Annotated in this window: 18 protein-coding genes; 6 read left to right on the top strand and 12 right to left on the bottom strand. The window is 70.1% G+C overall.

From position 1 onward, the window contains the following. The 5 genes from ABTZ89_RS11130 to ABTZ89_RS11150 all read right to left on the bottom strand — a co-directional run. On the bottom strand, positions 1 to 1,116 hold a 1,116-nt coding region (locus tag ABTZ89_RS11130), incomplete at its 3' end, for a cysteine desulfurase family protein (RefSeq protein ID WP_351042950.1). 44 nt (positions 1,117 to 1,160) lie between these two features. Continuing rightward, positions 1,161 to 2,525: an MFS transporter gene (locus ABTZ89_RS11135; protein WP_351042953.1), complete on the bottom strand. Its 1,365-nt coding sequence runs from the start codon at positions 2,523 to 2,525 to the stop codon at positions 1,161 to 1,163. 72 nt (positions 2,526 to 2,597) lie between these two features. Continuing rightward, the gene (locus ABTZ89_RS11140) at positions 2,598 to 3,434 is read right to left on the bottom strand and encodes a lysophospholipid acyltransferase family protein (RefSeq protein WP_351042956.1); all 837 of its coding nucleotides are present in this window, start codon (positions 3,432 to 3,434) and stop codon (positions 2,598 to 2,600) included. After that, positions 3,431 to 4,195, bottom strand: a complete 765-nt coding sequence (locus ABTZ89_RS11145) for a GNAT family N-acetyltransferase (RefSeq protein WP_270951072.1) — start codon at positions 4,193 to 4,195, stop codon at positions 3,431 to 3,433. The genes ABTZ89_RS11140 and ABTZ89_RS11145 overlap by 4 nt, the downstream gene beginning before the upstream one ends. 109 nt (positions 4,196 to 4,304) lie before the next feature. Further along, positions 4,305 to 5,525, bottom strand: a complete 1,221-nt coding sequence (locus tag ABTZ89_RS11150; RefSeq protein WP_270951071.1) for a glycosyltransferase — start codon at positions 5,523 to 5,525, stop codon at positions 4,305 to 4,307. Positions 5,526 to 5,620: 95 nt separating this feature from the next. On the opposite strand from ABTZ89_RS11150, the gene rnhA reads away from it, so the two are divergent. Then, positions 5,621 to 6,079: a ribonuclease HI gene (rnhA, locus tag ABTZ89_RS11155; protein ID WP_270951069.1), complete on the top strand. Its 459-nt coding sequence runs from the start codon at positions 5,621 to 5,623 to the stop codon at positions 6,077 to 6,079. A 215-nt stretch (positions 6,080 to 6,294) separates the two neighbouring features. Here rnhA and ABTZ89_RS11160 read toward each other — a convergent pair whose 3' ends face one another. Together ABTZ89_RS11160 and ABTZ89_RS11165 are read right to left on the bottom strand one after the other, a co-directional pair. After that, entirely contained in the window at positions 6,295 to 7,245 is a 951-nt protein-coding gene (locus tag ABTZ89_RS11160; RefSeq protein ID WP_351042961.1) for an electron transfer flavoprotein subunit alpha/FixB family protein, read from the bottom strand. Between the two features lie 34 nt (positions 7,246 to 7,279). Further along, positions 7,280 to 8,062 carry an electron transfer flavoprotein subunit beta/FixA family protein gene (locus ABTZ89_RS11165; protein WP_351042963.1) on the bottom strand — a complete coding sequence of 261 codons (783 nt, stop codon included), beginning with the start codon at positions 8,060 to 8,062 and terminating at the stop codon, positions 7,280 to 7,282. A gap of 285 nt (positions 8,063 to 8,347) precedes the next feature. Between ABTZ89_RS11165 and ABTZ89_RS11170 the strand changes: the two genes are divergently transcribed. Next, positions 8,348 to 9,190 (top strand): DegV family protein, encoded by an 843-nt coding sequence (locus ABTZ89_RS11170; RefSeq protein ID WP_351042966.1) that lies wholly within the window; start codon positions 8,348 to 8,350, stop codon positions 9,188 to 9,190. 327 nt (positions 9,191 to 9,517) lie between these two features. Here ABTZ89_RS11170 and hrpA read toward each other — a convergent pair whose 3' ends face one another. The 3 genes from hrpA to ABTZ89_RS11185 all read right to left on the bottom strand — a co-directional run bounded on the left by hrpA (position 9,518) and on the right by ABTZ89_RS11185 (position 15,456). Beyond that, entirely contained in the window at positions 9,518 to 13,480 is a 3,963-nt protein-coding gene (hrpA, locus tag ABTZ89_RS11175) for an ATP-dependent RNA helicase HrpA (protein ID WP_351042969.1), read from the bottom strand. A gap of 174 nt (positions 13,481 to 13,654) precedes the next feature. Beyond that, positions 13,655 to 14,437, bottom strand: a complete 783-nt coding sequence (locus ABTZ89_RS11180; RefSeq protein WP_270951546.1) for an enoyl-CoA hydratase/isomerase family protein — start codon at positions 14,435 to 14,437, stop codon at positions 13,655 to 13,657. Positions 14,438 to 14,691: 254 nt separating this feature from the next. Continuing rightward, on the bottom strand, positions 14,692 to 15,456 hold the full coding sequence (locus ABTZ89_RS11185) for an ABC transporter ATP-binding protein (RefSeq protein WP_270951554.1): 765 nt from the start codon (positions 15,454 to 15,456) through the stop codon (positions 14,692 to 14,694). 486 nt (positions 15,457 to 15,942) lie between these two features. On the opposite strand from ABTZ89_RS11185, the gene ABTZ89_RS11190 reads away from it, so the two are divergent. The 3 genes from ABTZ89_RS11190 to ABTZ89_RS11200 all read left to right on the top strand — a co-directional run bounded on the left by ABTZ89_RS11190 (position 15,943) and on the right by ABTZ89_RS11200 (position 18,274). Next, entirely contained in the window at positions 15,943 to 16,560 is a 618-nt protein-coding gene (locus tag ABTZ89_RS11190) for a cysteine dioxygenase (RefSeq protein ID WP_351042972.1), read from the top strand. Beyond that, the gene (locus ABTZ89_RS11195; RefSeq protein WP_270951544.1) at positions 16,557 to 16,982 is read left to right on the top strand and encodes a rhodanese-like domain-containing protein; all 426 of its coding nucleotides are present in this window, start codon (positions 16,557 to 16,559) and stop codon (positions 16,980 to 16,982) included. Before ABTZ89_RS11190 ends, ABTZ89_RS11195 begins: the two co-directional genes overlap by 4 nt. Positions 16,983 to 17,131: 149 nt before the next feature. Next, positions 17,132 to 18,274: a hypothetical protein gene (locus ABTZ89_RS11200; protein ID WP_351042975.1), complete on the top strand. Its 1,143-nt coding sequence runs from the start codon at positions 17,132 to 17,134 to the stop codon at positions 18,272 to 18,274. 1 nt (position 18,275) lies between these two features. Here the strand turns inward: ABTZ89_RS11200 and ABTZ89_RS11205 are convergent, their stop codons facing one another. Next, complete coding sequence (locus ABTZ89_RS11205; protein ID WP_351042978.1) at positions 18,276 to 19,220, bottom strand: NADP-dependent oxidoreductase; 945 nt, start codon at positions 19,218 to 19,220, stop codon at positions 18,276 to 18,278. 69 nt (positions 19,221 to 19,289) lie between these two features. On the opposite strand from ABTZ89_RS11205, the gene ABTZ89_RS11210 reads away from it, so the two are divergent. Then, positions 19,290 to 20,228 carry a GlxA family transcriptional regulator gene (locus ABTZ89_RS11210; protein ID WP_270951541.1) on the top strand — a complete coding sequence of 313 codons (939 nt, stop codon included), beginning with the start codon at positions 19,290 to 19,292 and terminating at the stop codon, positions 20,226 to 20,228. On the opposite strand, the gene ABTZ89_RS11215 is transcribed toward ABTZ89_RS11210, so the two are convergent. Beyond that, entirely contained in the window at positions 20,225 to 20,824 is a 600-nt protein-coding gene (locus ABTZ89_RS11215) for a TetR/AcrR family transcriptional regulator (RefSeq protein WP_351042981.1), read from the bottom strand. The two genes, ABTZ89_RS11210 and ABTZ89_RS11215, sit on opposite strands and share 4 nt — an antisense overlap. Positions 20,825 to 20,917: the final 93 nt, after the last annotated feature.

Genomic DNA, 20,917 nt, shown 5'->3' on the forward strand with positions numbered 1-20,917 from the left:
CGCCGTCGAGGTGTGCCCCAGCGAGAAGCGCAGCGACCCCCGCGCGGCCTTGGGGTCTGCCCCCATCGCGAGCAGCACGTGGCTGGGCTCGGAAACCCCGGCGGTGCAGGCCGAACCCGTGGAGCACTCGATGCCCTTGGCGTCCAGCAGCATCAGCAGGCTGTCGCCCTCGCAGCCGGGGAAGGTGAAGTGCGCGTTGCCGGGCAGCCGTGACGGACCGCCAGCGACGACGTCGTCGCCGGGGTCGCCGTTGAGGACGACGTCCGGAACCGCGCTGCGAACACCGCTGATCAAGTCGTCGCGCAGCTTCGCCAGCTGCGGCGCGTGCGCCTCGCGGGCGTCGACGGCCTCGCGCACCGCCGCAGCCAGCCCCAGCACACCCGGGGTGTCCAGCGTGCCGGAGCGCACCTCGCGCTCCTGCCCACCGCCGTGCAGCACCGGCGTGCACTTCACGTCGCGCCCCAGCAGCAGCACGCCCACCCCGTAAGGCCCACCGACCTTGTGGCCGGTCATGGTCAGCGCGGAAGCCCCCGAGGCGGCGAAGTCCACCGGCAGCGTCTCGACGGCCTGCACCGCGTCGGTGTGCAACGGCACCCCGTAGCGGTTGGCGATCGCGGCCAGCTCCGAGATGGGGTTGACCGTGCCCACCTCGTTGTTGGCCCACATGACCGTGGCCAGCGCCACGTCGTCCGGGTTCTCCGCCAACGCTGCCTCGAACACCTCCGGGCGCACCCGGCCGCAGGCGTCCGCGCTCAGCCAGGTGACCTCGGCGCCCTCCTGCTCGGCGAGCCACTCGACGGCGTCGAGCACCGCGTGGTGCTCCACCATCGAAGCCAGGATGCGGCGGCGCGCCGGGTCAGCGGCCCGGCGAGCCCAGAAGATCCCCTTGACGGCCAGGTTGTCGCTCTCGGTCCCACCCGCGGTGAACAGCACCTCGGACGGCCGGGCGCCCAACGCGTCGGCGATGTCCTCCCGCGATTCCTCGACCGCACGCCGCGCCCGGCGTCCCGAGGTGTGCAGCGACGAGGCGTTGCCGATCCGGGTCAACGCCTCGCTGAGCACAGCGACCGCCCCCGGTCGCATGGGTGTGGTGGCGGCGTGGTCGAGGTAAGTCATCGCTCGTCCAGGGTAATGCAGGCCGACCGGGCGGAAGGCGCTGGTCAGGACGCCCGGCCGCGAGTCGCGCGCACCAGCGGCAATGCGGCCAGCACCGCGCCGACCAGCAGCACGAGGTCCAGCGGCAGGACACCCCTGGTCGGACTCGCCGGGGTGGCGAGCGCGGCGACCACCACGCCGCCCAACCCGACCAGCGTGGCCTGGCCGAGCATGTCCGAGATCTGCAGCGCGGACGAGTTGAACCCGCGTTCGGCCTCCGCCGACAGCGCCAGCACCCGCACCGAGGTGCTGGTGATCCCGATGCCCATCCCGCAGCCGGCGACGAACCAGCACGCGTAGACCAGCCACGGCAGCCCCCATTCGGGCAAGCTCAGCGACAGCCCGGCGACACCGAATCCGACCAGCGAGAACCCGACCGCGACCACCCGCTCGCGGCGGAGCTCCCGCTGCCGGCCCTGCCACAGCGAACCCGCGGCCCAGCCGATCGAGGCCACCGTCAGTGGTACGCCCGCAGCCGTCGGCGAGTAGTGGTGCACCACCGTCAGCGACAGCGGCACGAACGCCTGCGCGGTGAAGAACAGCCCGGCGAGCAATCCGCGTGAAAGCACCATCAGCGGGATTCCCGGCCGGGCGCGCAGGGTGCCCTTGGGCAGCAGCAGGCGCAACGACGGGACCAGCGCCACAACTCCGGCCAGGCCGACGAGCAGCGAGATCAGCGTCGGATCCTGCACCGCCCAGTTCAGCGCCACGACACCACCAGCCGCCCCCACCGCGGCCAACGGCAACCCGGGCCGCGGCTCCGGAGGATCTTCAGAGCGCGCGCCGAACCGCCGTGCCGTGGGCACCAGCATCGCCGTGCCGAGGCACACCAGCGGCGCCAAGCCGAGGAAGACCCACCGCCAGCTCGCGTGCTCGGTCAGCGCGCCCGACACCACCGGACCGACCAGCGCGGGCACCACCCACGCCGAGGACAGCGCACCGAACGCGGCCGGCCGGTGCTCCTCCGGGAAGACGCGGGCGATCATCACGTACAGCGCGACGATCAGCACGCCACCGGCCAGCCCCTGCAGCACCCGGGCCACCAGCAGGACCAGCATGCTGTGCGCGAACCCCGCGACCACCAGCCCGAGCGCGAACGTGGGCAGCGCCACCAGCAGCGGCAACGCCGGACCACGCCGGTCGGACTGGCGCCCACCGATCACCGTCCCGATCGCGCTCGAAGCGAGGAAGACGGTGAACGGCCAGGAGTACCAGTGCTGCGCGTCGAGCTCCGCGACGATCGTGGGCAACGCCGTGCCCAACCCCATCGCCTCGAAGGCGACGAGCGTGATGACCAGGACCAGACCTGCGGTGAAGGTGCGGCGTCGCGGGTTCCACAGAGCGCTTCGGGACATCTCGGCAGTGGCCACCCGGTCAGCCTGCAACCTCCACCGCGCTGCAAGTCCAGTGGTCGCGGGCAACTCCGCCCCTTCAGACCAGCGTCAGGCGGCGAGGTCGTGCCGGGACTGCTCGGCGCGATGCCCGTGCACCGCGCCGCTGGCCAGCGCGATCTCCTCCTGCGCGCGTCGGGCCAGCTCCCGGCGATCGGTGCCGCGCAGTTCGGGAAGCACGACCAGCTCGACCACCAGACCGCGCGTGCGAGCAACCGTCAGCAGCGAGCTGACCAGCGTCGTCTCACCCAGGAAAGCCGCCGCCGTGGTGAACTGCCCCGCCCCGTCGCGGAACCTCAGCGCGACCGGCTGCATCCGCGCCCCGGCGTCGACCGCGGCCTGGAAGACCGCGGGCCGGAACGTCCCGACCGCCCGGCCGCACCAGGTGGTGCCCTCCGGGAAAGCGCCGATCACCGCCCCGGCGCGCAGCTCGTCAGCGATGGTGCGCACCGAGGTCGGCAGCGCCGACAGCCGCTCGCGGTCGATGTAGACCGTGCCGATCCGCCCGGCCAGCGGACCCAGCAGCGGCCACGACCCGACCTCCACCTTCGCCAGCATCCGCATCGGGCACAGCACCTGCAGCGCGACGATGTCCAGCCACGACACGTGGTTGCAGACCACCAGCGCACCCCCGGCGGGCAACCCGCCGTCGAGCACGAGACGAATCCCCAAGGCTCGCAGCAGAAGCCGGAACCACGCCACCAGCGCCCGGTGCCGCGCCGGACCCAGCACCGGCAGCACCAGGACCAGGACGCAGCCGCCGAGCAGCAGCACGACGACCCCGCTCAGGCGCAGGACCAGCTGCAGCGGACCGACCTCGGCAACGCGATCGCGCGGCGGCATGCACTGGTCGCCGCACGGCGAAACCGGCATCCACGGGTGGTTCATGCCGCATCGCCCAGGAAGAACCGCAGGTAGCGCTGGTCCGCGCGGTCGAGGTCGAGCAGCACGAAGAAGTCGGCGACGTTGAAGTCCGGGTCGTGCGCCGGCCGCCCGCACACCTGAGCACCCAGCCGCAGGTAGCCCTTGAGCAGCGGCGGCAGCGCGGTGCGGCCGGTGACGGCGAACGGTTCCCAAGGCCGGTGCGGGTGCACTCGGTACTCCTCGGGCGCGTAGTGCTTCTCCGACACCGCGTTCCACACGTGCGAAGCCAGCACGCCACCGTCGTCGAGCGGCACGGACGCGCACCCCACGAGCATCCGGTGCCCGTGCAGCAGCATGTACCGCGCGATTCCCGTCCACACCAAGCCGATCACGGCACCGTTGCGGTGCTCCGGGTGCACGCACGAACGCCCGGTCTCCACCAGCGAGGAGCGCAGCGGAGCCAGCGCGGACATGTCGAACTCGGTTTCCGAATAGAGCATCCCGGCTTCCGCCGCCCGGTCCGGCGGAAGCATCCGGTAGGTCCCCACGACCGCCCCCGAGTTGTCCTCCCGGACGACGAGGTGGTCGCAGTGGTCGTCGAAGGAGTCGCGGTCGAGACCGAATTCCCGACCGCTGACCGTGGCCCCCATTTCCTCGGCGAACACCTGGTACCGCAGGCGTTGCGCGGCGTGCACTTCGTCGGAGTCTCGGGCGACCAGCAGCGAGTAGTGGGCGTCGGCCGCCGCGTTCGGTGCGGCGCTGGCCAGCAGCTGCGTCTCGGACATGCCGCAGGTGTATCGCCGCGCGGCGAACGCCCAACACACCGGACGAGGGCACGGAGCAGGAACTTTCGGTGAACCCCTGGTGCGGGCCGGAAGCACTGCCCCGAACGGCCTACCCGCGGAAGGCGGACAGAGCCCGTTCCAGCACCGAAGCCGGGCTCGGCTGGGTCGCCATCTCCTCGCGCACCTCGCGCGCCGCATCGCTGAACGCGGGCTCGTCGAGCAGCCTGCGGACCGCAGCACGCACCATCTCGACGTCCACTGTGGTCGGATCGTGCGAGAGACCGACGCCGCGGTCCACGACCCGCTCAGCGGACATCGGGTTGTCCGCGAAAGCGGGCAGCACCAGCTGCGGCACGCCGTAGTGCAGCGCGGCCGCCGTGGTCCCCGACCCGCCGTGGTGGATCAGCAGCGAACTGGTCGGCAGGAACGCCGACAGCGGCAGGAAGCCCACCGCCCGCACGTTGTCCGGCAGCGACCCGACGTCGGCGAGATCGGTCTCCTTCGCCGCCAGGACCACGTCCACGTCGAACTCGCTGAGCGCCTCGACCACCACGGACAGGCTGCTGGTCCCGGACATGACCGGAACCACGGTGCCGAGCGTGACACCGATGCGTGGCCGTTCCGGCCGCTGCAGCGCCCACTCCGGCACCGCCGAGCCGCCGTTGAACGGCACGAACCGCATCGGCCACCACGGCAGGCCGTCCACCTGGTCCACGTCGTCCTCGACCAGCCCGCCCATGCTCGGCGGCCGCGGATCGATCCGCGCGATCACCTCCGGCACACCGTCCGGGATGGCCAAGTGGGCGCGCAGCGCCGCGGTCAGGTCGTCCTCGTCGTAGAAGTTCCGCCCGATGCGGAAACTCCCGTCGCGCGACGACCAGGACACCCGGTTGCCGACCTCCAGCACCGGGACCCCGAGCGCGACCGCGGTCAGCCGGCCGGTCGCGTGGTCGGTGGTGTGCACGACGAGGTCCGCGCCGAACGCCCGCCCCGCGTCGATGCTGCCCTCGGTCATGGTCAGGGTGAACAACCAGAACGGGCCGCCGGACCGCGGCGCCTTCTCGAACGCCTCGGTCAGCCCCCGCTCCTCGAGGTACTTCTTGAGCTCGGGCGTGGTTTCCTGCGAGGTGGTCGCCCGCAGCAGCTCGGCCCACACGTCGTGCCCCGGGAACACGTCCACCACCGGCAACCCGGCCCGCGCACCGGCGTCGACCATCTCGCCGGTCGTGGCCACCAGCACCTCGTGCCCGGCAGCCCGGGCGGCCCAGACCATCGGCACGATCGGGAACATCAGCCCGTAGCCGGGCGCAGCAGTGAACAAGATCCGCACGGAACCACAGCATGCCACCAACCGATCACCGCGCGCAGCTGGTTTTCCGTGAGCAGGCTCTTCTTCCCGATCAGCCGGCAGCTAGATTCCGGGACATGCAGCGAACGACCGAGCGCGTCGACCTCTACACCGACGGCGCATGCAGTGGGAACCCCGGCCCGGGCGGCTGGGGCGTCGTGCTGCGCTACGGCGACCACGAGCGCGAGCTCTACGGCAAGGACGCCGCGACGACGAACAACAAGATGGAGCTCATGGCGGTGATCGAGGGCCTCGCCGCCCTGACCCGCCCGATGCCCTCGGTGCGCATCTACACCGACAGCACCTACGTGCTCAAAGGCATCACCGAGTGGATGCGCGGCTGGAAGCGCAACGGCTGGATGACCTCGGCCAAGAAGCCGGTCAAGAACGCCGACCTGTGGCAGCGCCTCGACGCCGAATGCGCGCGCCACGGCGACGTCCAGTGGGAGTGGGTGAAGGGCCACGCAGGCCACCCCGAGAACGAACGAGCCGACCGCCTCGCCTGCCAAGGCCGAGACGAAGCCCGCGACGGCTGACTGCACGTCTGAAGCTCTCGTTTTGCATAGCGGTGCGGGTGGCGGAACCTCAGCGCTCGCCTGGACTCCGGGTGCCCGACTTTATGTATGCCAAGCGCCGAGGGTGGGCTATGCGCCTGCGGCGCATCAAGACAAAGACCAAAGGCGGGCTCGCGCTCTGACAAGCGAAAAGGCGGGTCGCACCGAGGTGCGGCCCGCCTTTTCCGGCTTAGCGATCAGCCCTTGCGCTTGGAGACTTCCTCCGTGAGCTGCGGGGCGACCTTGAACAGGTCGCCCACCACGCCGTAGTCGGCGATCTCGAAGATCGGCGCCTCGGGGTCCTTGTTGACCGCGACGATCGTCTTCGAGGTCTGCATGCCCGCGCGGTGCTGGATCGCACCGGAAATACCGAGGGCGATGTAGAGCTGCGGGGAGACGGTCTTACCGGTCTGCCCGACCTGGAACTGGTGCGGGTAGTAGCCGGAGTCCACCGCCGCACGCGAAGCACCCACGGCAGCACCCAGGCTGTCGGCGAGCTTCTCCACAACCTCGAACGACTCCGCCGAACCGACACCACGGCCACCGGAGACCACGATGCTGGCCTCGGTCAGCTCCGGACGGTCCCCGGCCTCGGCCGGCTGACGACCCGTGATCTTCGCACCACTAGCGGCCGGAACCTCGACCTGCTCCACCGCCCCGGCACCCGCGGCCTCCTCGGCCTCGATCGAGCCCGGCAGCACCGTGATCACCGGAACACCCTTGGTGACCTTGGCCTTCGCGTCGTAAGTGCCGCCGAACAGCGACAGCGAACCCACGCCGTCGGCGTCGAGGTCCACGACCTCCGACAGCAGACCCGAACCCAGGCGCACCGCCAGCCGACCGGCGATCTCCTTGCCGTCGATCGACGCCGGTACCAGCACCGCCGCCGGGCTCGCGCTGCCCACCAGAGCGGCCAGCACGTCCACCTGCGGCGTCACCAGGTACTGCGACGCCTCCGCCGACTCCGCGGCGTACACCTTCGCCGCACCGTGGGCCGCCAAGCCCTCGGCCAGCTTGCCCGCAGTGCCCGGCTCGCCGACCACCACCGCCGACGGCTCGCCCAGCCGGCGCGCCGCGGTCAGCAGCTCGTAGGTGACCTTTTTGACCTCGCCGTCCACGTGGTCGACGAGGACCAGAACCTCAGCCATGAAACCTATGCCTCCTCGAAAACCCGTGAACGACTCAGAGCAGCTTCTCGCCGGCCAGGAACTCGGCCAGCTGCACGCCGCCCTCGCCCTCGTCGGTGACCTTCACGCCACCCGACTTCGGCGGCGTCGGAGCGGACTCGACGACCTGCGACGCGGCGTTGGCCAGGCCGACCTCGGCGGCGTCGATACCGGCGTCGGCCAGCGACAGCACCGCGACCGGCTTCTTCTTCGCAGCCATGATGCCCTTGAACGACGGGTACCGCGGCTCGTTGATCTTCTCCGTCACGCTGACCACCGCGGGCAGCGCGGCCTCGATGCTGTAGACGCCCGCGTCGGTCTCGCGCTCGATCTTCACGCTGGAACCGTCGGTCTCGACCTTGCGCGCGTAGGTCAGCTGCGGCCAGCCCAGGACCTCGGCCACCATCGCCGGAACCGCACCCGCACGGCCATCGGTGGCCTCGTTGCCGGCGATCACCAGATCCACACCCTCAACGGTGCCGATCGCCTTCGCCAGCGCTCGAGCGGTCGCCGGGGCGTCGGTGCCGTGCAGCGCCTCGTCCGAGAGGTGCACCGCCTTGTCGGCACCCATCGACAGCGCCTTGCGGATCGCGTCGGTGGCACGGTCCGGGCCCATGCACACGACGGTCACCTCACCGCCCTGCGCCTCCTTGATCAGCAGCGCTTCCTCCACGGCGCGCTCGTTGATCTCATCCAAAACCGCATCGGCCGATTCGCGGTCCAACGTGTGATCCGCATCCGTGAGCTTCCGCTCGGAATACGTGTCGGGCACCTGCTTGACCAGGACGACGATGTTCATGGGCCCTCTTCGACCTCCTGCGGACTGACGACGCTCGCTGGCCCTCCAGCGGCTTTGCTTGCGGACCCGGCGCTGTGCGGTCCGGGTAGGTTGACCTTGCCATGCCCCTGGTTGAAAAGCACAGTGATGCCAACCACCGGCTATGTTACTCATCGGTAGCACGGCTGCACACCAGGCCCCGCACGTGACGGTACTCACCTTTCCCGACCTCGATGGAAGCGGAGTGGCGCGAACGTCTCCACGGGGCAGATATGAAGAATGTTTACCTCTTAGTAGCCTGGCCGCATGAGGCAACGCGTCGCCATCGTGACCGACTCGACGGCTTCCATCCCGCTCGACGTCGCCGACCAGCTCGGCATCTCGGTCGTCCAGCTGGAGCTGAAGGTCGGCGAGGAGCAGAACGACGAGCGCCGCGTACCGCACGCCCAGCTGGCCCAGGCGATGGCCGCAGGCACCCCGGTGGCCACCGCCGAACCGCCGCCGCCCGCCTTCTACTGGAACTACAGCGACGCCGTGGCCTCCGGCGCCGAGGCGATCATCTCGGTGCACATCTCCGAAGGCCTGTCCCGCACTTGCGAATCGGCCCGCATCGCGGCGGCCGAGATCGGCATCCCGGTCTACGTGGTCGACTCCCGGCTGGTCGGCCTCAGCCTCGGGTACTCGGTGATCGCCGCAGCCGAGGCCGCGGCCGGCGGTGCGACGCCGCAGGGCGTCATGGGCGTGCTGGACCGGCGCCTGCGCAGCACGATGCAGCTGCTCTACGTGGACACGCTGGAATACCTGCAGCGCGGCGGCCGGATCGGCCGGGCGCAAGCGTGGCTCGGCCAGACGCTGTCGATCAAGCCGGTGCTGGCCCTCAAGGAGGGCATCATCGACCAGCACGCCAAGGGGATCGGCATCGATCGCGCGCTGAAGAAGGCGGTGACCACCGCCGTCGAGCGAGCGGGCAACGCCCCGGTCGACATCGGCGTCGAGCACTTCGAGTTCGCCGACCGCGCCAACCAGGTGCTCGACGGGCTGCGCTCGAAGCTGCCCCAGATCCGGCGCGCCACCGTGGCGGAGACCAGTGCGATCCTCGGCGCCCACGCCGGACCGGGCGCGCTCGGCGTGACCGTCTCCCCCGTCTGATAGCTCTTCCGCCTCCGCAGCTCGGAGACTCGGGACGCCCGAACCCCAAGCTGCGGAGGCTCTTCATGAGAAGACGCGAAAACCGTTCTAACCACACACCAAACCAGCCTGCGAAACGCAGAACCCGTTAATCCCGAACGGTTTTCAGCAAACTAGTTCCCGGCTTCCACTCCGTCGAGTGATGCAAACGGCTGTTCGACTCCGGATACTCGATTTCGGGGCAGCGCGAAACGCACGAAACCCACTCCCGCGCTGCGCCCGCCCACCCGAAACCGATTCCGGAGGAACCCCATGTCTTCGAGCACCGTGCTGTTCCCGCTCGTCGGATCAGCGCTCCAGCTTGTCCATCGCGCGGTGGATTCGCTTCACCGACACCGGGAACGCCGTGCCGAGCGACTGCGCGAACAGGCTGACCCGCAGCTCCTCGATCATCCAACCGACGTGCAGCAGGGCTTCGCTCGGATAGCGGCCCTGCGGCACCCCGGCCAGCAGATCCCGATAGCGCTGCTCGACCTCGTCGACCTGGTACATCCAGTCCCGGTCGCGCTGCGGGTGGTACTGCAGCTTGTCCAGCCGCTGCTCGATCGCGTGCAGGTAGCGCACCAGGTCGGACAGCCGCGCGTACCCGGTCGTGGTCACGAAGCCGGGCCGCAGCAGCGCGTCCAGCTGGTCCCGGATGTCGGCGTAGGACTCGCCCGGCAACACCTTGGCCCGGTCCGCGAGCGCGGACTCGACCCGCTGCGCGGTGACCAGCACCTGCTCCACTTTGGACATCGCGTCGACGGTGACCGCACCCAGCTGCGCCCGCACCTTGTCCTGCAGCGCGCTGAACGCCGCCTCGTCCCAGACCGGGCCGCCGTTGTCCGCCATCAGCTTGTCGACGGCGCAGCGCAGGCAGTCGTCCAGCACGGTGTTCAGGTCGCCGTGCCGGCTGCCGCCGAGCACCAGGCGTGTGGTGCCGCTCATGCCCCGCTGGATGGACTTCACCGGCGAGGGGATGTTCAGCAGCAGGAGGCGGCGGGTGCCGTCCCACAGCGCCCGGCGCTGCTCCTCCTCGGTGTCGAACATGCGCACCGCGACGCTGTCGCCGTCGTCGACGAGCGCCGGGTAGGCCTTCACCGGGTGACCGGAGCGCTGCTGCTCGAAGGTGCGCGGCAGGTTGCCGAAGTTCCAGGAGCGCAGTCCTCGCTGCTCGATGTCGTCGGCGGCAGCGGCAGCGGAGATCTCCGCGCGCAGCTTGGGCTTCAGCTTCCGCTTCAGGGCCTCCAGGTCCTTGGACTCGGCGAGCTTGCGGCCCTTGCCGTCCACCACGCGGAAGGTCATCTTCAGGTGGTCCGGCACCTTGTCCAGGTCCCACTCGGTGCCCGGCACCGCGATGCCGGTCATCTGCTTGAGGCCCTGCTGCAGGCTCTCCAGCAGCGGAGCGGCGAACGGCTCGATCCGGGACAGCACCGCCTTGGCGAAGTCGGGGGCCGGCACGAAGTTCCGGCGCAAGGTCTTCGGCAGCGACTTCAGCAGCGCGGTGACGAGTTCCTCGCGCAGTCCCGGGATCTGCCAGTCGAACCCGCTCGGGTCGACCTGGTTGAGCACCGGGAGCGGGATGTGCGCGGTCACGCCGTCCGCATCGGCACCTGGCTCGAACTGGTAGGACAGCGCCAACCGGAGCCCGCCCTGCGGCCAGAGGTCCGGGTAGTCCTGGTCGCTGACCGCCGCCGACTGCTGGTTGATCAGCATCGACTTCTCGAAGTTGAGCAGGTCGGGCTGCTCGCGGCGCATCTTCTTCCACCACGAGTCGAAGTGCCGTCCGGAGACGACTTCCTCGCCGACGCGCTGGTCGTAGAACTCGAACAGGGTCTCGTCGTCGACCAGGATGTCGCGCCGCCGCGCGCGCTCCTCCAGGTCCTCGACCTCGTCCAGCAGCGCCCGGTTCTCGTGGAAGAACTGGTGCCGGGTGTCCCAGTCGCCTTCGACCAGCGCGTGGCGGATGAACAGCTCGCGGCTGAGCTCCGGGTCGATGCGCCCGTAGTTGACCTTGCGCCCGACCACCAGCGGAACGCCGTAGAGGGTGACCCGCTCGGCGGCGACCACGGCCGCCCGGTCCTTCTCCCAGTGCGGTTCGCTGTAGGTGCGCTTGACCAGGTGCTGCGCGAGCTGCTCCACCCAGTCCGGCTCGACCTTCGCCACGATGCGCGCCCACAGCCGGGAGGTCTCCACCAGCTCGGCCGCCATCACCCAGCGCGGTGGCTTCTTGAACAGCGAGGATCCGGGGAACACCGCGAACTTGGCGTTGCGGGCGCCCTGGTACTCGTTGCTGCCGCGCCCCGGCGGGCCCTTCTTGTCCTGCCCGGACTTCTTGTCGACGTCCTTGAGGCCGATGTGCGAGAGCAGGCCGGCGAGCACCGACTGGTGGATCCGCGCCGGGTCGGCCTCCTGGTCGTTGAGCGTCAGGCCCATCGACCGGACCATCTGGCGCAGCTGGCCGAAGAGGTCCTGCCACTCGCGCACGCGCAGGTAGTTGAGGAAGTCCGTGCGGCACAGCTTGCGGAACTGGTTGGACGACAGCTCCTTCTGCTGCGTGCGCAGGTAGCGCCACATGCTGAGGTAGGTGAGGAAGTCGGACTCGGCGTCCTTGTCCACGAAGCGCGCGTGCTTCTGGTCGGCCGCCTGCTGCTTGTCCGTGGGCCGCTCGCGGGGGTCCTGAATGGACAGTGCCGCGGCGATGACCAGCACCTCGCGCAGGCAGCCGTTGCGATCGGCTTCGACGACCATCCGGGCCAGCCGCGGGTCGATCGGCAGCTGCGCGAGCTTGCGGCCGACCGGGGTGAGCCGCTTGGCCAGCTCGGACTTCGAGTTGTCCAGCGCGCCCAGTTCCAGCAGCAGGTTGATCCCGTCGGTGATCTGCCTGCGGTCCGGCGGCTCCACGAACGGGAAGGACTCGATCTCGCCGAGCCCCAGCGAGGTCATCTGCAGGATGACCGAGGCCAGGTGGGTGCGCAGGATCTCCGGGTCGGTGAACTCCGGACGGGACAGGAAGTCCTCTTCGGAGTAGAGCCGGACGCAGATGCCCTCGGAGACCCGGCCGCAACGCCCCTTGCGCTGGTTCGCCGAGGCCTGCGAGACCGGTTCGATCGGCAGCCGCTGCACCTTCGTGCGGAAGCTGTACCGGGAGATGCGCGCGGTGCCCGGGTCGATGACGTACTTGATGCCCGGCACCGTCAGCGACGTCTCGGCCACGTTGGTGGACAGCACGATCCGGCGCCCGGAGTGCGGCTGGAACACGCGGTGCTGCTCGGCGGCCGACAACCGCGCGTACAGCGGGACGATCTCGGTGTCGCGCAGCTTCTGCTGCTTCAGCGCGTCCTCGGCGTCCCGGATCTCCCGCTCGCCGCTGAGGAAGACCAGGATGTCGCCTGGGCCCTCGGCGCAGAGCTCGTCCACCGCCTCGCAGATCGCCTGGGTCTGGTCGCGCACCACGTCCTCGGACTCGTCCGAGTCGTCCACCAGCGGCCGGTAGCGGACCTCGACCGGGTAGGTGCGGCCGGAGACCTCGACCACCGGTGCGTCGTCGAAGTGCCGCGAGAAGCGCTCCGGATCGATGGTGGCCGAGGTGATGATCACCTTCAGGTCGGGGCGGCGCGGCAGCAGCTGCTTGAGGTAGCCCAGGATGAAGTCGATGTTGAGGCTGCGCTCGTGCGCCTCGTCGATGATCAGCGTGTCGTAGCGCCGCAGCAGCCGGTCGTGCTGGATCTCGGCGAGCAGGATGCCGTCGGTCATCAGCTTGACCAGCGTGTCCTCGCTCGCGCGTTCGGTGAACCGCACCTGGTAGCCGATGGCATCGCCGAGCTCGGTGTCGAGTTCCTCGGCCACCCGCTCGGCGACGGTGCGCGCCGCGAGCCGGCGGGGCTGGGTGTGCCCGATCATGCCCTGCACGCCGCGACCGAGCTCCAGGCACATCTTGGGCAGCTGGGTCGTCTTCCCGGAGCCCGTCTCACCAGCGACGATGACGACCTGGTGATCGCGGATCGCGGCGATCAGGTCGTCCCGGCGCTGGCTGACCGGAAGGTGCTCCGGGTAGCGGACCTCGGGCACGTTGGCGCGCCGGTTCTCGATGCGCAGCTCCGCGGCCTCGACATCAGCGGTGATCTCGTCGACCACCGACTGCAGGGCCTGCGGATCGCGGATCTTGCGCGCCCCCTCGATGCGGCGGCGCAGCCGACGCTGGTCGTGCAGCATCAGCTCGGGCAAGCGGTCCCGCAGACCAGCGAGCGGAGATTTCACAGACGTACCCATACTCCGGACAAGCATAGAGAAGGCACTGTCGGCTCTGCCTCTGGTTTTCGCCACCCTCACACCGCACGGCGAACGCGTCACCAGGTGCGATCAGACGTACCCCGCGCGGCGCGGGGCCGGAGGGCTCGGCGGCGGCCTCTCGTTCCGCCGCCGAGCGCGGGAGAACCGCTCAGCTCAGTTGCCGGTGAACTTCGCCTTGCCCGGACCGTTCTCGATGAACGAGCGCATGCCGATCTTCTGGTCCTCGGTGGCGAACGTCCCCGCGAACAGGTGCGTCTCCAGCTTCAGACCGTTGTCCAGGTCCAGGTCCAGCCCGCCGTCGACAGCGGCCTTGGCCGCGGCCAGGGCGCGGGCGGCGCCGTTGGAGAACTGCTCGGCCCAGCGCCGCGCCGCCGCGTACACCTCGGCGGCCGGCACCAGCTCGTCGACCATGCCCAGCGACAGCGCTTCCTGCGCGCCGACGAACCGGCCGGTGTAGATGATGTCCTTGGCCTTGCTCGGCCCGATCAGCCGCGCCAGCCGCTGCGTGCCACCGGCGCCGGGGATCACGCCCAGCAGGATCTCCGGCTGGCCGACCTTGACGTCGTCCGCGGCGATGCGCCGGTCGCAGCTCAGCGCCAGCTCGAAACCGCCGCCGAGGGCGTACCCGGTGAGCGCGGCGACGGTGGGCTTCGGGATCGCGGCGACCTGGCTCATCGCGTCCGACAGGCCGCGCTGCTCCTTGCGCGCCATGTCCGCGTAGGACATGTCGGCCATTTCCTTGATGTCCGCGCCCGCGGCGAAGACCTTCTCCCCGCCGTAGACGATCACGGCGCGGATGTCGTCGCGCTCGGCAGCCTCGATCGCGACTTCCCGCAGCTCGACCTCGATCTGCCGGTTCAACGCGTTCATCTTGGGCCGATCCAACCGGATCGTCCCGATCGCGCCGTCCACCTCAAGCCTGACGAACTCGCCCACGCAGCAACCTCCTCGTCGAACCGCCACTCGCCGCGCAGGCTATCGCGCCAACCCCGACAACTGCTGTGTCACGGATCTCAGAACAACGTCCGAAGCTCTCGTTTCGCGTGGCGGTGCAGATTCTCAGGCATCGCCTGGCGAGGACAGCCCTTTTGCCGCGTATTGGCATACACAAAAAGGGATCCCGCAGCCAGGCGGCGTCTGAGGTTCCGCCACCCGCACCGCCACCCAAAAAGAGCCTGGAAACAGGCCCGTCAGCGGCGGCGGGCGAAGTAGCGGTTTCCGCTGCGCTGCAGCTCGAGGTCCTGGTCGAAGGTCTTCGACAGGTTGTCCTCGGTGAGCACGTCCTCGAGCAGGCCCTGGGCGACGATGTGGCCGTCGCGCAGCAGCAGGCCGTGGGTGAACCCGGGCGGGATCTCCTCGACGTGGTGCGTGACCAGCACGGACGCGGGGGCGTCGGGGTCCATGGCCAGCGCCGACAAGCGCGCGACCAGGTCCTCGCGACCACCCAGGTCGAGTCCCGCAGCGGGCTCGTCGAGCAGCAGCATCTCGGGGTCGGTCATGAGGGCGCGCGCGATCGTGGCGCGCTTGCGCTCCCCTTCGGACAGCGTGCCGAACTCGCGGTCGGCCAGGTGCGCGACGCCGAGCAGTTCGAGCAGCTCCGCGGCGCGGTCGGTGTCCATGTCGTCGTACTCCTCGCGCCACCGGCCGAGGACCGCGTAACCGGCGCTGACCACGACGTCGCGGACCAGCTCGTCACCGGGGACGCGGGCCGCCAGCGCCGCCGAGCACAGACCGATGCGGGGGCGCAGGTCGAAGACGTTGGTCTTGCCCAGCCGCTCGCCGAGCACGTCCACAGTGCCCTCGCTCGGGTACATCTCGGTGCTGGCCATCTTCAGCAGGGTCGTCTTGCCCGCTCCGTTGGGCCCGAGCACCACCCAGCGCTCGTCGAGTTCCACCGACCAGTTCACGTCGGCCAACAGCGTGGTCTCTCCCCGCCGAACACCGACGCCATCCATCCGGATGACCAGGTCGTCCACGTCTACCTCCCCGCTGTGACTGACCGCAGCGCCTGGGCGTGGCGCCCCCGGTTCGTCTTCGATCCAGGACCGCCGCAGGCCTTCGGCGGGTCCGCTCCGCGCCCCATTGTTCCGTTCCCGGCCGGAGCGCTTGCGGGCGGGAGCACCCAGCGCTCGCTCAGCCGGGTGACACCCGTCCAGGGCTCGGCAAACGTCGCCGCCCAGCATTCGGGAAGGTTGCGGTCGCGCTGGCACGAAACGCCGTCATCGTGCCACGATCGCTGGCGTGTCCGATTCGTTGCTCACCCGCGATCGCGTGACCGACCTGTTCCTGGTCGTCACCTCCGCCTGTTGCTGAAGCGGTCAACCGCTTTCCAGGTCCTTTCGCGCGGCTCGACGAATCACTCCACTCCGAAGCCATCCCGCTCGCCCGGGGGCTGTCGGGTCGTGCCGTGCTTTCCGCAAGACACGAACTGGAGACACGCCATGAGCGCTGTGCAGCAGCACCGGCCCGATCAGCGAACCGCCCAGCTGTCCGAGTACACCCCGACCGAACCAGTCCCCGAGCCCGGCGAGGCGGAACTGCACCCCGGCCTCGATCTTCCCCTGCTGCGCGACTTGATCCGCCCCGACCACCAGCTGTGGACACCGCGCGAACTGCGCGAGCTGACCAGCCTGGTCACCTCCGAGCTGACCGGACCGCTGCTCGACGTCGTTCGCGTCGACGACGAGCAGCGCTGGTGGGTCAAGCTCGGCCTGACCTCAGGTGTCGAGCTGTGGTTGCTGTCGTGGGCGCCCGGTCAGGGCACCACGCCGCACGACCACGGTGGAGCGTCCGGCTCGTTCTCCGTGCTCTTCGGCGCGCTCCGGGAGGACTACCGCTACCCGGCCGGCCCGATCCGCACCTCGCACCACGACGTCGGAGCGAGCATCGGGTTCGGCAGCGGGCGCGCCCACCAGGTCCGCAACGTCAGCTCGGTGAACTCGGCGAGCGTGCACGCCTATTCACCGCCGCTGCTGCCGGTCCACTACTACTCGGACCTCTCCGAGGTCCCGCCAGTCCCGCCGCAGCGCGCACACCAGCAGCAGAAGGAGCACGGATGACCACCATCCCCGCGCAACGAAGCGCGGACATCACCCCCGGCCCGTTCGGCATCGACCACCTGCTGGCCGATGCCCGCGAGAAGCTGACTCGGGTCTCGCCGCAGGAAGCGCTCGCGCTGCAGCAGGACGGCGGGCTGATCATCGACATCAGACCGCAGTCCGACCGCCTCGCCGAGGGCGAGATCCCCGGCGCGCTGACGGTCGAGCGCATCGTCCTGGAGTGGCGCCTGGACCCGGCGGGCGGTCACCGCCTCGACGGCCTGCACCCGGACCGCCCGGTGGTCCTGGTCTGCAACGAGGGCTACGCCTCCAGCCTCGCCGCAGCCCAGGCGAAGGGCCTGGGCCTGCGCCGGGCAACGGACCTCGACGGCGGCTTCCGCGCCTGGAAGGCCGCGGGCCTCCCGGTCACGACCACCGCCTGATCCAGCGGACTTCCGCGATTTCAACGGAGATCACCCGACTTCCGTTGGAATCGCGGAAGTCGTCCGCGGGACCGGGGTCCTCGCCGAAAGCGGACATGGGCGACTGCTGCGTCCCGTACGCTTTCGTCCTTGTGCAAGCGCAGAGTCTGATGTTCCGCCCGTGGATGATCGCCGGGTTCGTGGGAGCCGTCGCCGTTGCCGCGGTGGAGGCGTACGCGGGCACCGGTGTCGCCGGGACCACTGCGGCGTGGGCCGGTGCGCTAGTCGGGGTGGTGCTGCTTCCGATGGCGACGCAGCTCGGGTTGATCCTCGGGGCCGTCGTCTTCGGTCTGCGCGTGCGGCACGTGATCTTCGGCGCAATGCGCGAGGTCGCGTCCTGGACCCCCAAGCGCGTGAAGTTCACCTTGCGCGCACTGCCGATCACGCTGCGGGCCCAGATCGGCCCCTGGAAGTCGCCGGTGATCCTGCGCTGCTGGCTGGCCGGGTCGTTGTCCGCAGTGGTCGGTGTCGCCGTGGTCGCGGGCAGCTGGGTGCTGACCGATTCCGCGTTCTGGCGCGGGTTTGCCATCGCGGCCACCCCGCTGATGCTCTACAAGCTGTGGCCGCAACGAGTTCCGCTGACCACCTCGACCGGCTGGCTGCTCTTCTCGCTGCCTCGGCTCGGAGGAACCGAACGCGACGAGTTCGTGGCCGCGCCACTGGCCGCCCGCGCTTACGAAGCGCTGCAGGTCGGCAAGATCGACCAGGCGCAGTCCTACGCCGATGAGCTCACCGAGAACTACCCCGGGCTGAACGCCACGATGTCGTGCCAGGTTTCGGTCATGGAGGCGCGCGGCGAGTACGCGCCGGGCGTGCTGACGCTGCTGAAGCACATCTCGGAGAACGACGACATCCCGCAGCGCAAGATGTCCTACCTGCTCGCCGGGTTGGCGGGTCTCGGCTTCAAAGCGGTCGAAGCGGGCCAGCTGCCCGCCGAATCCCTGCTGCCGACCGCGAAGAAGGCGCTGGAGGACGCCGTCAAGCTCGGCTACCCGGAGTTCGAGCTCAACGGCACCAACGGGCTGCTGGCCCTGATCGAAGGCGACCCGGAAACAGCGGTCCGCCTCGCCCGGGCGGGGGCGGACTACAACCACACCCCGCTCTCCCTCGCCGACGACCTCGTCACGCTGGCCCGGGCCCACATGGCCTGCCACGACAACGCAGCGGCCCGCGAAGCCCTGGCCAGGGCCGAAGAACTGGCACCCTGGTCTCCCCGCGTCGCCGAAACCCGCCAACGGCTCTCGGTGGCCTGACTCAGCGAACGGTCAGCACGATTTTCCCGGTGGTGCGGCCGGTTTCGCCCAGCTCGTGCGCCTTGGCCGCCTCGGCCAGCGGGAACGTCGCGGCGATCTCGGCGCGCAGCTGCCCCGACTTGACGAGGGCGGCGATGGCGCGCATGCCTGCCTGATCGGCTTCGACGAGCATCGTCTCGGCCCGCATCCCCAGCTGCTCGGCTTCGGCCGCCAGCTCTTCCTGGCCGTACGGGAGGATGGAGACCAGCACGCCGCCGCGCCGGAGGGTGCGCAGCGACCTGCCGCGGTAGTCGCCGCCGATGGTGTCCAGCACCACGTCGACATCGCTGACCACGTCGGCGAAGTCGGTCTCCCGGTAGTCGATCAGCTCGTCGGCGCCCAAGCCGCGCAGGAACTCGTGCTTGCCCGCGCTCGCCGTGCCGATCACGTAAGCGCCACGTGCCTTGGCGATCTGCACTGCCGCGTGCCCGACACCTCCGGCGGCAGCGTGGATCAGCACCCGCTGACCGGCCTGCAGGTGCGCGGTGTCCACCAGCGCTTGCCAGGCGGTCAGGGCCACGAGCGGGATCGCACCCGCCTGCACGTGGTCCACTTCGGACGGTTTGGGGACGAACGCGCGGGCCGGGCCGGTGACGTACTCGGCGTGCGAGCCGGCGCCGTGCGGGTAGGGCAGCATGCCGAACACCTCGTCGCCCGGCTTGTGCAGGGTGACGCCGGTGCCGACGGCCACCACCACGCCGGAGACGTCCCAGCCGAGCACGTACGGCGGTGTCCCCAGGAACCGCTGCTGGGCGCGGTGCTTCCAGTCCGTCGGGTTGACCCCGGCCGCGTGCACCTGGACGAGCACCTGGCTCGGACCGGGTTCGGGGCGCGGCAGCTCGACTTCGCGCAGCACCTCCGGGCCGCCGAACTCGTCCTGGCTGATCGCGCGCATCGTTTCGCTCATGCCCCGAGGCTGCCGCATCCGGGCCACCGGCGAAATGGCAAGAATGCCAACATTCGATAGGATCGTGCCATGCATCGGGTCGTGGTCCTCGCGCTCGACGGGGTCTACCCGTTCGAGCTCGGCATCCCCAATCGGGTCTTCGGCAGCGCCGACGGTCGCTACGAGGTGCTGACCTGCACCGTCGACGGCGGTCCGGTGCGCAGCGACGCGGATTTCTTGATCACCGCGGAGCACGGTCCCGAGCTGCTGGGCACTGCGGACACCGTCGTGATCCCGCCTTACGACATGACCCGGCTCGCCGCGGAGCTGCCGCGGCCGGTGGCCGACGCGCTCGCGCTGATCCGGCCGGGCACCCGCATCGTGTCGATCTGCACGGCGGCGTTCGCCCTCGCCGCGACCGGGATGCTCGACGGCCGCCCGGCCACCACCCACTGGTGCTGCACCGACCTGTTCCGGCGGCTGTTCCCCGCGGTCCAGCTGGACCCCGACGTGCTCTACGTCGACGACGGCGACGTGCTGACGTCCGCGGGTGCCGCCTCCGGTGTCGACGTGTGCCTGCACCTCGTGCGCAAGGACCACGGCAGCGAGGTGGCGAATCAGGTCGCGCGCAGGTGCGTGGTGCCGCCGTGGCGGGAGGGCGGCCAGGCCCAGTACATCGAGCGCCCGATGCCCGATCCGACGACCTCCAGCACGGCCGCAACCCGGGCTTGGGCGACCGCGAACCTGAACTCGCCGTTGGCGCTGGCCGATCTCGCCGAGCACGCGCGGATGAGTGGCCGCACGTTCGCCCGCCGGTTCCGCGAGGAGGTGGGCGTCAGCCCCGGCCGGTGGCTGATCCAGCAGCGCGTGGCCAGGGCCCGCCACCTGCTGGAGTCCACGGATCTGCCGATCGACGAGATAGCCGAGCAGGTCGGCTTCGCCACGGCGGCCTCGCTGCGCCAGCACCTCCACGCCGAGATCGGCGTCGCTCCCCTCGCCTACCGCCGGACCTTCCGCGCCGGCGTCTAGCCGCGCTCCTCAGCGGCCGCGCAGCTTTTCAGCAGGTTCTCCACCACGTCCATGAGCGCTGAGCGGTCCGGCTGGACGCGGGCGAGCACGCGCAGGCCGTAGTACGTGCTCAGCACCTGGCGGGCCAGGCTTTCCGCGCTGCGGGTCTGGTCGATCTCGCCGGAGCGCTGGCCTTCCGCGAGGGCTTCGCGCAGCGCCTCCTCCACCACCGCGAAGTTCTGCCGCACCTGCTCCCGGGCGTCGGGGTCGACCGCCGCTCGCTCGATCGCCGCGTTGATGGCGAAGCAGCCCGGCCGGTCGGTGCCGGAGAGGTCGGTGTCGATCGCGGTGGCCAGCAGGTTGCGCAGCCGGTCCTCGACCGGGCCGGGCGCGCGGAGCACCTCGACCTGCTCGGCGGTGGCCGTCTCCTGGTACTGGCGCAGGCTGCGCAGGTAGAGCTGGTGCTTGTCGCCGAAGGCGTTGTAGAGGCTGGACGGCCCGAGTTCGGTGCGCTCGCTGAGGTCCCGGGTGGAGGTCGCCTCGTACCCGCGACGCCAGAAGGTGTCCATCGCCGCGTCGATGACGCGGGCTTCGTCGAACTTCCGCGGCCTGGCCATACCGCCACCCTAACCGTTTTGGAGCGGATGGACGAAAACCTCACACTTTTGAATCGACCGCTTCAAAACACTGCTAGCGTCGGAGCGCACCGC

Source organism: Saccharopolyspora sp. NPDC002686 (assembly GCF_040295745.1).
Classification (GTDB): domain Bacteria; phylum Actinomycetota; class Actinomycetes; order Mycobacteriales; family Pseudonocardiaceae; genus Saccharopolyspora; species Saccharopolyspora oryzae.